The following is an 11,292-nucleotide window of genomic DNA, read 5'->3' on the forward strand; positions in this document are numbered from 1 at the left end:
GCAACAACGGTCGCCGCGTGTGTCAGCGCAACCCTGGCCCTGACCCCGGCCGCCGCCGCCGACATCCCGCTCGCCTTCACCGCGGCCAATCAAGTTGCGGCACCGGGCGCCTCTTGGCTGGCAGAACCCCAGCACATCTCCGGGCTCAATGCCCGCGGCACCATGGTCATCGCCGTCGCGACCAAGGCCCTCACCGGCACCACCACCGCGGATGGAATGCTCCCCAACACGTTCAAACTCCAGTACACCGACTGCGAGGCCGTAAAGGGCACCCATGGTGTCTACACCTGCGAGCGCCCACTGCTCGAGGGGTACAGCAAGCTCGACTACTCCATCGCCCCCACAGCACGCAGCACCACGGTCCACTTCGGCTACGCGTGGGTGCCCTACGGCGAGAGCGTCGCCGCCGCCGTGCAGTCCGTGCAGAACGCCGAGAACGCCCCGGTAGACGCCACGCACGGCCACGCGCTGCTCAACGTCGTCACCCCGGCCACAGCCGCCGCACGCAACACCGTCGCCTTCGACACCCCTCCCGTGCCCGCCGGCCGTTCCGCACGGCACAGGCTGCGCATCCACGCCACCGACCCCGGCAATGTAAACACCTACTACCTCACTGCCGACGGTCAGCCTTTCTGGCGCCACGACGACGTGCGCATCACCAACGTCACCACCAGCTCGGGCGCCTCATGCAGGTTCGAGACCCACCGCATCATGCAACTCGTCAACAACCTCGAGTGCAAGGTCAGCGCCGGCGACCACACCATCGAGTACACCCTGACCGCCCCCACGGGCATGGACACCTGGCGCCTGGAAACCCATGTCGTCCACGACATCTACGACCTCGCCCCGTACGGCAGCGAACTCAACCGCGAAGCCACCTTCACCGCAGGCACCGGCGCCCTGCGCCCCCGACACCACCTGCTCACCCGCGACGTCGCGGGGACCCTCTACCGACAGCGCGGCACGGGCAAAGCAACTGCACCCTTCACTTCACGCAGCAGCATCGGCAGCGGATGGCAGGCGTACAGCCAAATAACCAAGCTCGAACCCGTCAGCGAGGACCTCAACTATTTGCCCAACGCCACCCCCGCTGCCATGGAGCGCGGCCGCGGAGACCTCGTCGCCCGCGATGGCAGCGGAACCCTCTGGTACTACCAGCGACAGTTCGACTACCAGCACCCGTACAAGGCCCGCACGAAGGTCGGCACTGGCTGGAATACGTACAACACGGTTGCCGGGGCAGGCGACCTCAACGGAGACACGTTCTCCGACCTGATTGCCCGGGACAAGAACGGTCTGCTCTGGCTGCACAAGGGCACTGGCAAGCCCACCGCCCCCTTCGCTGGCCGGACCAAGATCGGTAGCGGCTGGCAGCAGTACAACCAGCTGACCGGCTCCGCAGACCTGACCGGAGACGGGAAGCCCGACCTGCTCGCCCGAGACAACAACGGTGTGCTCTGGCTGTACAAGGGCACCGGCAAGACCACCACTCCCTTCACCACCCGCACGAAGATCGGCGGCGGCTGGCAGCAGTACAACGCCCTGTCCGTCGTAGGTGACGTGACCGACAACGGCAAGCCCGACCTCGTCGCCCGCGACACCGCCGGCGTGCTGTGGCTGTACAAGGGCACCGGTGCCAACTCCACGCCCTTCGCAACCCGCAGCAAGGTCAGCAGTAGGTGGAAGGCCTACAACAGCCTCGTTTGAGCAGCCACACTCCTTCGAGTCGCTACTCACGCACCCCTGCTCGGTTCTGTCCGGATCATTAGCGGAGCCAGAGGCGGGTGTGGTGACGGTGCCGTGGAAGACGTAGGCACGCTTGTCGTATCGGGTGGCTACGGCTCGGTGGTGAGCCGGTCGATCGTCCGCTCGACTTCGTTGCGCTTGTAGAGATCCCTGTCGAAGCCGGTGGGCCAGCCGCCCTTGCTGCCACGGCGTTTGCGGTTGGCCCGCTGGTCTTTCGGTTCTGGGATCGTGTGTTTGATCTGGCGTCTTCGCAGATGGCTGCGGTTGCGGGTGGGCTGCATGCCTTCTCGCCGCTGACGTGGTCCGGCCTGGTACGGGGGTGCCCGCCGCCGGTTCGGGCCACGCGGATCCGGGCCATGATTCGGTGAACTGCGGTGCGGCGCCCCAATGACCGCAGGACGCGGCAGCGGCCGGGCCGTGACCTGGCGCAAGGGCTCGAAGACGGCGATCAGCTTGTACTTCGTGCTCTTACGAGTCCGTCTGGGTGATCAGACCCTTCGCGTCCGCCTCGGCTTTGGAGCTGGATCAGGATGCGGGCCCAGGTGCCGTCCCTCTGCCAGCGCCGAGACAGGTCATAGACCCGGTCCAACCGCCCATACCGCTCGGGCACGTCCCGACAGGGAGCACTGGTCCGGGTCCGCCACCCTATGCCGTCTATCAGCTGCTGCCGCGTCCACACTTGCGGCCGGTCCGGCTTGATACCCCGCGGCAGCAGCGACTCAAGCCGGGTTCGTCAAATCCAGACACCGCACAGCCAGTGATCACCAACGAACAAGATCACTTTCGCAACAGACCTAGTCGAGTGTCATGCACACGTGAGGCTTCACGTGCTTGGTGATCCACCCCTTCGTCCCCCACTTGAGGCCGGTCTCCGAGGCGCCATCGAGCTCAACCTCGTAGAAGCCGTTCCTCTCCCGCAGGATGTGGATGGAGTCTTTCGGAGTCAGGATGCCGACGGCCGTGTGGTTCTTCGTCGGCCCGGTGCGGAACTTGAGGTTGGTGGTCGGCTGGTAGCCACAGCTGTTCCACTCGGCCACCGCCACCGGAGCGGACATCGGAACAGCCGCCGCGTGAGCAGATGCCGCAGCGAGTGGCGCAAGAGCTAGGAGACTCGCAAAAATAATCCGTTTCATGAAACGGGAAAACTCCAGGAGGTTCCCTGCGTTACGGGTCTCGGGTCGAGATCACCCTGACGTGTCATGGGCTGAATTTCTCCTAGGTTCCACGAGGGATTCGTGAGAACCTTCAGGACTCTTTCCCCTCCGCTATTTTTTAGCATTTCAGCACTCAAGGGAAAGGTGCCCCCAAATGCGGAGTCGCCGTGTGTCTGTGTGGGGGTGGGGTTGGTGGTGGGGGTGGTTGGTGGGGTTGTGGTTGGTGGGTGCGGTGTGGGCGTGGGGCGTGGCGGGGGCGTGGCGTGGGCGTGGGCGCGGGGTGTGGTGGGGGTGTGGTGTGGCTGGTGGTGCGGGGGTTGGGTTTCTTCGCGGGGTCGCTGGTTGGGGTGGTTGTGGGCTGCCTGCGGGGTGATTTCGGCAGGGGTGCGTGCGGTGGGCTGGGAGGATTTTTCAGGCATTAGAAATTGGCAGCCAGTTAGTGCGGAATGGAACATTAGGCGCTGACTAGTCTTGTTTTGGTTCCGGGCCTGCGGACCGTTTTCCGGTGTCCTGGTGTGGTCGAGATGGGGTGGTGGGGTGGTGGCTGGTGTGGGTGGCCGCCGGCGTGAGCGGGAGTCGGGGGAGCGGCGGTCGGAGCGGGTGGGTGTGGCGTTCACACCGGCGGAGTTGGCGGTCGTCCGTGCGGCCGCCGGGCGTGAGGGGATGTCGGCGGCGGGGTGGGTGGGGCAGCAGGTGATGGCGGTCGCGCAGCAGGTGCTGGTGCCGGTCTCCGCGGACCGGGCCGACGTCCTGCGCGAGCTCGTTCGGGCGCGTGCCGGCCTGCGGGAGATCACGGTCCGCCTGGATGCTCTCGGCGCCGACGGCACGGCCGGGACGGGGCTGGAGCAGGTTCTGGCTGACGCCCGTGCGGCGGTGGTGCGGATTGATGAGGCGACGGTGGCGGTGATGCGGGAGAGGCGGGCCCGCACGTGATGCCGAAGAAGCCGGACATGGGCGACGACACGTACACGTTGCTGGAGTATCTCTTCGGTCCGGGCAAGCGCGACGAGCACACCGACCCCCACCTGGTGACCGCCTGGGATCCCCACCTGCCGTGTCCAGTGCGGCAGCCGGACCGGATGGGTCTGGGGGAGTTGGCGGACCTCCTGGACGCCCCCGTGGAGGCATTGCGCGGGGCGCGCCCGCCCCAGCACGTGTGGCACGTCTCGGTCCGCAACCACGCCGGTGACCGGGTCTTGTCGGACGAGGAGTGGGCGGAGGTCGCGGCGGCGATGGTGGACGCGGCGGGCATCGCCCCGTACGGCGACGAACAGGCCTGCCGGTGGATCGCGGTGCGCCACGCTCCGGACCACATTCACCTCGTGGCGACCCTGGCCCGGGTGGACGGCCGGCAGCCTAGGCTGCGCGGGGACATCCTCGCGATGCACGCCGTCGCCCGGCAGTTTGAGGCCCGCTGGGGCCTGACGCCGATGTCGCCGCAGGACCGCACCGCGGTGCGCCGCCCCTCGACGGGGGAGCTGGCGAAGGCGGACCGGCGCGGCCTTGTGGAGACCGCCCGGCAGTCCCTCCAGCGCACCGTCCGCACCGCGGCCGCGCTCGCCGGGACCGACACCGACTTCTTGGAGCGGCTGCGGGACGCGGGCCTTCGCGTACGGGAGCGCCGCGACGAGGCTGGTGTCCTGCTCGGGTACGCGGTCGCGCTCCCCGGCGACCGCGCCGACGCCGGTAGCCGGCCCGTCTGGTTCTCGGGGAGTTCCCTCGCCTACGACCTGTCGCTGCCCCGCGTACGGGAGCGCTTCGAGCCCGCTGTCGGTCCGGCGGACTGGACGGCGGCGGAGCGCCTGGTGCGGGAGGCGGCGGTCGCGCTCGCCCGCTCCGGCCGCGCGGAGGGCGCGGGTGATGTGGCCGCGCTCGGCGACCTCCTGGTGGCCGCGGCCGCGCACGCCCCGGCAGCTGTTCGCGAGCGGCTCGTGGCGGCGGCGGATGCCTTCGAGCAAGCCGGCCGGGCGCCGGGCGAGCGGTCGTTGGAGGGCCGGGCGCGTGCGGGATGGCGGGCGTCGGCGCGCGCGTTGGAGCGGGCCCCGCGCACTGCTCGGGGCGGCGGGGCGATGGTGGTCCTGACCCTCCTGGTGGCGCTGGTGGAGGCGGTGGAGGCCTCCCGGCTGTGGCACGAGGCCCAGGCCCACCGCGCGCAGGCGAAGGCCGCGGCCGACGCTGGACGGCTGTTGCGTGAGGCCGCCGCCGTGGCTGGCGCGCCCCCGAAGCGGCCGGGTCCGGCGCGTACCGCGCGGACGTCACCGGCGGCGGGCCGTGGCCCGACCGCGCCCGGCGCCGTTACCGGTGTGCCGCCCCGTGCTCCCGGCCCGCCCAAGCCGGGTTCGGGGAAGTCCCGCTGACCCCCGCGAGGAGAGCCCTGTCGTGTCCACCCCCGCACCCGACCCCGCCGCCGTCGATCCGTTCGCCGAGTCGATGGCCGAAGCCGCGCAGACCGCCGCGGCGGCCTTCCGGCTCATGCTGACCATCTCCGACGCCGTCCGCCGCGCCGCCCAGAAGCTCCGCCAGGGCGAGGAGGCCGAACTCGCCGACGGCGAGGAGAAGCTCGCCCCGGGCTGGGCCGCCGACGCGCTGCGCCCGCTGCTCGACGAGGGGGTGCTCGCCGACCTGATGTCGGGGCAGGACTGGCCGCAGATGGCCGGGCAGATGGTGTTGCTGCAGAGGGCCGGCGTCAACCTGACCACGTTCCTGCCCCAGCTCGGCCAGGCCGCGAAGACCGTCTATCAGGCGGTGGAAGCCAACGCCGCGCGCATCAGCGCGGCGGGCACCGACCGGTGGGCCGACCTGCTCAAGCAGGCGATGCCCGAGGGCCTGGTGCGCGACGCGATCCTGTCCTCCCCGGCCTGGCCGGACATGGCCGCCAAGATGGCCCACCTCGACCAGCAAGGTGTCGACGTCACCGGGTTCCTGACCGCCGCGCACGGCCAGGGCATCGGCGTCGACCAGGCCGTCGCCGCGCTCCTGGCCCAGCAGGGCGTCGCCGCACCGGCAGCCGGACCCGCGACCGCGGCCGGGGTGCCCGCCGCCCGGCCCGCCCCCGCCCCCAACCCGTCGGCCCCCGCCGCACCGGCAGCCGCCCCCGCTGCTCCCGATCCGGCCCCGGCCCCGGCCCCGGAGCCGGTGGTGGTGAGCGCGGACGCCCGCGCGATGTGGGGGCCGCTGACCGAAGGCCTGACCGTTCCGAACGACCTCGACCTGTCCGACCGGCCCGCCGCCCTTGAGCAGCTCGGCGTCAGCGGGGCGGCGAACAGCCACCTGGTGACCATCGCGCAGGACTACATCGGCTCCGAACGGGAGACCGCCCTGCTGGTCTCCACCCGGGCCTGGCCCCTGCTCGCGGCCCGCATGGCCGACGTCGCCCGCGGCCCGGAAGGCGAGCAAGGCCTGCGCGCCCGGCTGAAGGCCGGGCTGATGGACAACCCCGCCTGGGAGCAGGGCCCGCCCGGCGAGCTCGCGGGCCGCATGGTCGGCGCGACCCTGCGCGCCCTGACCACCCCGCCCGGTGCCCCGATTCCTGACGGCCCCCGCGCCTCCGCCTCCGCCGCCCGCTCCCGCTCCACCACCACCCCCACCGGCGCAGCCCCCGGCCAGGCCGCGCCCTCGGAGCCTGCGGTGCCCGCGCACCGGCAGCAGGCTGCCCCCACCAGGACCTCGGGACGGGGCCGATGACGGCCACAGCCCCGGGACGGCGGGGTATCGGTGCGTGGGCGGAGCGGGGACGGGCGGCCTGGTGGAGGCTGCCCGCCCGGGACCGGATGGGCGTCGAGGGCCTGCTGCTGGCCGGTGCCCTGGTCGCGGCGGGCTGGCGGGCAGGCCACCTCGGGCTGGTGGAGGCGGACTTCGTCCTGACGGTCCTGGGCGGCTTGGTCGGCGTGGTCTTCCTGTACCGGGGCGCGGTGTACCGGCCGCAGCCCGCTCCGCCGCCGACCGGCCCGCTGGTCACGCCTTCGGAGGAGGTCCAGCGCCATGCCGCCCGCGAGGCGGGCGGCGGGCCTGGAGCCCATCCGTAGCCGGGACCGTACACAGCATCCGGCGCCACGGTGCCGGAAGGAGTACGGTGACCTGCTTACGGAACGTCACATTGTGACCACGAAGGGGAGTTGAGTGAAGGTGTTCAAGGCGCGTGAGGTGGCCTTCCTGGCTGTGGGGCTGCTCCTCCTGGGGCTGGGCCAGCTCAGCTACTGGCTGGCCGACGGCGCCGCGCCCGCGTCCGCGCCGCTCGTGCGGTGGTGGGCGCAGGGGCTCGGAGCGCTGTGGCTCCAGATCGCGGGCGTGCTGGTCATCGCCTGGCCCTTCGCGCGCCGGCTGCGCGGCGCCTTGGACGGCTCGTAGGCCTGCTCCGGCCGTCACCCCCGAAGGGGCCGGTGACGGCCGGGACTCACGTGGCGGCCCACCCCACCCCGAGCCCGGCGAGGGCTTCGAGCTGCGCCGGGTCGAGCCGGTCGCGCCGCTGCCGCTGGTTGCCAGCCACACCCCCGTACGGTGCTCACTCCCGGCCGGGGGCTTTCGCGGGTAAGACCGCGCCAGGTGATGCCGACCGCCCGGGCAGGCCCCTTTACCGGGGGAAGGGTGTCAGGCTCCCAACGGGCTCAAGCTTCCAGAGCTGGTTCGTGTTTGTGGTGAAGCTCCAGAGCCGTACGACCCCCGTTGCCCCGTCGGCCGCGAGGTCGAGGATCGGGCCCACGGGATTGGGGAACGGGATCGGGGCTGGGTCATTGTCGGCTGCGTGTGCTGTGGCGGGGAGGGTGATCGCCATGGTCGTCAGGGCCAGAACCGCCAGAGTCCGTGCTGTGTTGGTCATGCCGGAGTAAACGATCACGCTGGATGGCAGTCACCATCGCCAGGGGCTGCTGCAAACCGGGAGGAGTCGGAGACCGGCCCTTGTCGGGGAAGGCCAAGTCGAGTTACCTCGCCCACTCCTGCCCGAGCCCGGCGAGCGCTTCGAGCTGCGCCGGGTCGAGCCGGTCGCGCCGCTGCCGCTGGTTGGCCAGCCACACCCCCGTACGGTGCTCACTCCCGTCCGGGAGGCGCTCGACGTGCGAGCGCCCCGGAGCGCCCCCGCCTTCCCGTTCGAGGTACTGGGCGAGGGCCTGGAGGCCTTTGTGGAAGGCTTCCGCACCGCGTCCGGACGTGGAGGCCGCGCTCGTCTTCGCGGGCGCGCTGTGGGCGCGTACGGCCCGTGCCGGGGTGACGCCCAGCTTCCCGAGGCGGGTCTGCTGCTCGGTGTTCAGCCGGTTCCAGTCCCGGCGTTGGGTGGCCAGCCAGCGGCCGACGTCCTCGCCGTGCCGGGTCACCCCGGGTGTGATGGCCTTCAGGCGGGCGCCTTCGTGGAGGAGCTGGGTGAGGTAGGTGTAGTGCCGCTGCCAGTCCACCGTCCACCCGCGTACGGCAGGGTTCCAGTCCTCGTCGATCGCGGCCAGGGCCGCCGCCCGCCGCTCCGCGCGCACCGGGTCCTTCCCGAGCCCGCCGGGCCGGCGCACGTTCGTCAGCCACTGCCCGACCTGTACGTCGAGGATCGCCGCGCCCCGCGGGGCGGCCAGGGTGCCGTGCAGCCGGTGGTAGGCCCGGGCGGCGGCGAGGTTCTCCTCGAACGCGGCGTCGGCGGTGTCCCACACGATCCCGAGCCCCTCCAGCTCGGCCGCCCGTTCCCCGGTCATCTGCCCGGCCCGGAACGCCCTGCGCTGGTCGGAGAGCCACCGCCCGAGCGGGTACGGGCCCTCGGCGTGCTCGTAGGGCACCTGGAGGTCGCCCTCGCGCTCGCGGTACCGGAAGGCCGCCTCCACGCCCCGGCGCCAGTCCTGCCGCTCGGTGTTGAAGACCTGGTAGCTGATCCACTTCGCGATCAGCGCCGGATCCCGGGGGACCGCGAACCGGAGCAGCAGCCGGTCCTCCTCCTCGCCCTCGGCGGGCGCCTTCCCGACCAGAGGCGACGGCTGAACGATGCGCTTCTGGTTCTCCTGAGGAATTGCAAGCATTTCCACAGCACGCTCATCATGCGCCCTGAGCCCATTCAAAACCCGAATAAGGGGCCCATACGACTTCGACGTGAGAATGTCCTCGGGATTCTCGTCCTCCCGCAAGAATACGGGAACGATCAGGGTGGCCATCTTGCCCTCGCCGGGCTTCTGGCGGAGCGCCCGGCCGATGGCCTGGACGATGTCGACGGCGGATCCCTTGGGGTCGATGAGGGCCACCGAGTCCACTGCCCGGATATCGACGCCTTCCCCCAGAACGCGACAATTCGCGAGCACGGCGCGGCCGGCCCGGCGGCCGAAGTCGGCGAGCACGGCGGCCCGGTGCTCGGCCTCGTGCTCCCCGCGCAGCCACCCCGCCCACACGGTGGCGGGGTGCCGTACGGGGTCGACGGCGTGGAGCCGGGCCGCGACCCGGTCGAGGCCTTCGGCGAAGGCCTCGGCTTCGACGGTGCGGTGGTGGAAGGTGATGGTGGTCTTCAGATCGTGCTCGGCCATGGTCTCCAGCAGCGTCGTCTGCACGGCGGCCAGGCGCTGGCCGCGCAGGCGTTCCTCCCAGCGTTCCTCGCTGTAGAGCCTCTGCGGGGTGACGACCGGGTCGACCAGCTCGGCGACCACGACCTGATACCTCGCCAAAAGCCCGCGGGCGATGGCATCGGCCAGCGACAGCTCGTAGACCACCGGCCCGAAGACCCGCACGTCATCCATGGAGCAGGCCATCTCCTTCGGGAGCCGGTCCCACCGCGACCGCGGCACATAGACCCGGCCCTCGGCCTCCGCCTTCCGCCGCCGCTCCTCCTCTTCCCGCCGCCGCTCCTCGGCCTGCTCCAGCTCCTGCGCCCGCGTCCTGGGCGGCCGTTCCGCCCAGATCCGAGGGGTGGCCGTCATGTACAGCCGGCGCCGCGCCGGGATGACCTCCTGGCGGTGCACGTCCGCCCACGCCTTCCCCGCCGACCCCGAGGTGCGGTGCGCCTCGTCCACGACCGCCAGGTCGAAGGCTTCCATCGGCAGCCCGTACTCCCCGCGGTGGGCTTCGGCGATCACGGGCAGGGAGGCGTAGGTGGCGTAGACGGTCACCGGCCCCCGTCCGTGCCACAGCGCGAGCTGTGGCGCCGACGTCGTCGAGCGGACCTGGAGCCCGTAGAGCTCGGCGTTGTCCTCCAGCGAGCAGACCGCCACCGCCGGCCCGGTATGGCCGGCCGTACGCCACTCCCGGGCGGTCTGGATCAGGAGGTCCAGGGTGGGCAGCAGCACCAGGACCCGCCCGCCCCGAGCCAGCCGGAGCGCGGCCGCAGCCGCCATGTGCGTCTTCCCGGTCCCGCACGCGGCCACCACCGTGGCCCGCAGACCCTCCCTCGGCACACGCTTCCCCAGCGGAATATCGAGACCTCGGACGATGGCCTCCACAGCCTCCTCCTGATGAGGTCGGAGCGTAATTTCACTGGCTTTCGACATTCGTCACTCCGCTGAAAAACACCCGCGCAGGTAGGGCTCAGATTCTCGGGATACAACACAGTGCATCTCAAGGTGGTGCACTGCTGACTGTACCTCTCGTGAGGTGCGCACGGCATGCGAACGGTCTGTCTCCGCCGGTGCGCAGCACTGGTGGAGACAGACCGTGGGGGAGTGGCGGGGGCTGTCAGGTCAGGGGTGCGGGTAGGGGGTCGGCGGCACGGGGGGCTTGGGCAGCAGGTCGTCTGGGATCGCTCCCCAGCACGTGATGATCTTCTCCACGGGTTCCTCGCCCAGGTCCACACCGAGGAGCTCGGCGAGGGCCTCGACGAGCTCGTCGGCGGGTTCCGTGGCGAGCTGCAACGGCCCGCTGAGGGAGAAGCACGCCGACTTCGTGCCCGCGGGGTTCGTGGGGGAGGGAGTGTCTTGGGTGGTGGCGTGGGCTGGTGTGGCGAGGGAGAGGGCGGCGCCCGCGAGAGCGATCGCGGTGAGGGTGCGCAGTGAGGGTTTCATGATCGGCTTAACAGCCGGACGATGCGATAGGTCACCAACGCTGCATCCCTTGCAGTGGGAAGGGCCCTGCTGCAAGGGATGGTGGAGCGCAGCGGAACCATCTCGCCGGTCGTGGGGCGGTCCTGACCCTTCGCCACCTCCTCTGCAGTCAGCTGCCCGCGGAGTGGGCTGGTCCTGGAGGCGCAGCCGGAAGGATCCGGGTGGGGGAGCGGAGCGAGCCCGCCCGACGGGCCGAAGGCCCGGGCCCCGTGAAACGGGGTCATTCATGCCTGCGAAGCAGGCAGTTCGGGGTGGAGCGCAGCGGAACCCCGAACAGTCCGGAGCGCAGCGCAGGACTCCGGCCCGAAGGGCCGGCACCAGCCCGGCGAAGCCGGGCCCCACCGAGCGCAGTGAGGTGGTTCTCTCCTACGCGCGCAGCGCGTAGGGACCCGCTCCGCGGG

The 11,292-nt window shown here is 71.1% G+C and carries 9 protein-coding genes and 1 pseudogene; 6 read left to right on the forward strand and 4 right to left on the reverse strand.

Annotated elements, in window-relative coordinates; all coding sequences use genetic code 11:
• Positions 1-162 precede the first annotated feature (162 nt).
• The gene (locus tag ACIQCH_RS32850; protein WP_402587001.1) at positions 163-1,707 is read left to right on the forward strand and encodes an FG-GAP repeat domain-containing protein; all 1,545 of its coding nucleotides are present in this window, start codon (positions 163-165) and stop codon (positions 1,705-1,707) included.
• A 72-nt stretch (positions 1,708-1,779) separates the two neighbouring features.
• On the opposite strand, the pseudogene ACIQCH_RS32855 reads toward ACIQCH_RS32850, so the two are convergent.
• Positions 1,780-2,461: pseudogene (locus ACIQCH_RS32855) on the reverse strand (transposase); the annotation flags it as partial.
• Between the two features lie 79 nt (positions 2,462-2,540).
• Complete coding sequence (locus ACIQCH_RS32860) at positions 2,541-2,801, reverse strand: SH3 domain-containing protein (RefSeq protein ID WP_402587003.1); 261 nt, start codon at positions 2,799-2,801, stop codon at positions 2,541-2,543.
• A gap of 699 nt (positions 2,802-3,500) precedes the next feature.
• On the opposite strand from ACIQCH_RS32860, the gene ACIQCH_RS32865 reads away from it, so the two are divergent.
• The 5 genes from ACIQCH_RS32865 to ACIQCH_RS32885 all read left to right on the forward strand — a co-directional run bounded on the left by ACIQCH_RS32865 (position 3,501) and on the right by ACIQCH_RS32885 (position 7,247).
• Complete coding sequence (locus tag ACIQCH_RS32865; RefSeq protein WP_402587005.1) at positions 3,501-3,833, forward strand: hypothetical protein; 333 nt, start codon at positions 3,501-3,503, stop codon at positions 3,831-3,833.
• A 17-nt stretch (positions 3,834-3,850) separates the two neighbouring features.
• Positions 3,851-5,257: a mobilization protein gene (locus ACIQCH_RS32870; RefSeq protein WP_402587007.1), complete on the forward strand. Its 1,407-nt coding sequence runs from the start codon at positions 3,851-3,853 to the stop codon at positions 5,255-5,257.
• Positions 5,258-5,279: 22 nt separating this feature from the next.
• Entirely contained in the window at positions 5,280-6,584 is a 1,305-nt protein-coding gene (locus ACIQCH_RS32875) for a hypothetical protein (RefSeq protein ID WP_402587009.1), read from the forward strand.
• Entirely contained in the window at positions 6,581-6,925 is a 345-nt protein-coding gene (locus ACIQCH_RS32880) for a hypothetical protein (RefSeq protein WP_402587010.1), read from the forward strand. The genes ACIQCH_RS32875 and ACIQCH_RS32880 overlap by 4 nt, the downstream gene beginning before the upstream one ends.
• A gap of 94 nt (positions 6,926-7,019) precedes the next feature.
• Entirely contained in the window at positions 7,020-7,247 is a 228-nt protein-coding gene (locus tag ACIQCH_RS32885) for a hypothetical protein (RefSeq protein ID WP_402587012.1), read from the forward strand.
• 572 nt (positions 7,248-7,819) lie between these two features.
• Here the strand turns inward: ACIQCH_RS32885 and ACIQCH_RS32890 are convergent.
• Together ACIQCH_RS32890 and ACIQCH_RS32895 are read right to left on the reverse strand one after the other, a co-directional pair.
• Complete coding sequence (locus ACIQCH_RS32890; protein WP_402587014.1) at positions 7,820-10,342, reverse strand: Helicase associated domain protein; 2,523 nt, start codon at positions 10,340-10,342, stop codon at positions 7,820-7,822.
• 189 nt (positions 10,343-10,531) lie between these two features.
• Entirely contained in the window at positions 10,532-10,852 is a 321-nt protein-coding gene (locus tag ACIQCH_RS32895; protein WP_402587016.1) for a hypothetical protein, read from the reverse strand.
• Between the last annotated feature and the right edge of the window lie 440 nt (positions 10,853-11,292).

This window comes from Streptomyces sp. NPDC093225, from assembly GCF_044753805.1.
Taxonomy (GTDB): Bacteria; Actinomycetota; Actinomycetes; order Streptomycetales; family Streptomycetaceae; genus Streptomyces.

Excerpts from the sequence above, each read along its gene's own strand:
- ACIQCH_RS32890 (WP_402587014.1), bottom strand. The coding sequence starts at position 10,342 with ATGTCGAAAGCCAGTGAAATTACGCTCCGACCTCATCAGGAGGAGGCT.
- ACIQCH_RS32880 (WP_402587010.1), top strand. The coding sequence starts at position 6,581 with ATGACGGCCACAGCCCCGGGACGGCGGGGTATCGGTGCGTGGGCGGAG.
- ACIQCH_RS32850 (WP_402587001.1), top strand. The coding sequence starts at position 163 with ATGGTCATCGCCGTCGCGACCAAGGCCCTCACCGGCACCACCACCGCG.
- ACIQCH_RS32895 (WP_402587016.1), bottom strand. The coding sequence starts at position 10,852 with ATGAAACCCTCACTGCGCACCCTCACCGCGATCGCTCTCGCGGGCGCC.
- ACIQCH_RS32870 (WP_402587007.1), top strand. The coding sequence starts at position 3,851 with ATGGGCGACGACACGTACACGTTGCTGGAGTATCTCTTCGGTCCGGGC.
- ACIQCH_RS32860 (WP_402587003.1), bottom strand. The coding sequence starts at position 2,801 with ATGTCCGCTCCGGTGGCGGTGGCCGAGTGGAACAGCTGTGGCTACCAG.